This window comes from Massilia genomosp. 1 (assembly GCF_011682185.1).
Classification (GTDB): Bacteria; Pseudomonadota; Gammaproteobacteria; order Burkholderiales; family Burkholderiaceae_D; genus Telluria_A; species Telluria_A rubra.
In genome coordinates, this window is record NZ_WHJF01000344.1 from 1 (window position 1) to 698 (window position 698).

At 57.7% G+C, this 698-nt stretch carries 1 protein-coding gene; it reads right to left on the minus strand.

From position 1 onward, the window contains the following. Positions 1 to 698: DDE-type integrase/transposase/recombinase (locus F1735_RS33980; RefSeq protein WP_167241452.1), on the minus strand; the 698-nt coding region annotated here is incomplete at both ends.

Genomic DNA, 698 nt, shown 5'->3' on the forward strand with positions numbered 1-698 from the left:
CATGCGGCTTGCTTTAGTATTTCTGGTTGTTCCCGTTCAGGATTTAGCCAGACCTCATCCTTCAAATTCCAGTTCCTTGTCGTGCCAGACCATCGTTCCGGTCGATGCTGTTTAGCGGCCTCGTAGACCTGCTCACGGCGTCGCAGCACCTCCGTTGCCGTACCATCATGGCGCTGCGCTGGCGTCACGAATTTCAAGCCGCTATGCTTGTGCTGGTGGTTATACCAATGCACAAATTGTCGCGTCCAATTGCGCGCGTCCTCGACGCTGTCGAACGGCTTACTCGGATAGTTCGGCCGGTACTTGCAGGTCCTGAACAATGCCTCCGCGTAAGCATTGTCGTTGCTCACACGGGGTCTGCTAAACGATGGCATGATGCCCAATTTCTCCAGCGTCGCCAGCATCGTCGCGCCCTTCATCGAACTGCCGTTATCCGAATGCAGGACCACCTCGCGTCCAGCCAATCCCTCGGCCAGACTAGCCTTGCGCAACAACAGCGCCGCCAGCTCGGCCGACTCGGCGACGTGTACCTCATGTCCGACGATTTTCCGGCTGTAGACGTCGAGCACCATGTACCAGTAGAAGTACAAACCCCGCACGTTTGTCGGCAACCATGTGATATCCCAAGCCCACAGGCGGTTCGCTTCGGTCGCGCAATGGCTCGTCACGACGCGTTTGCTTGGCTTCTTCGCCCGGCC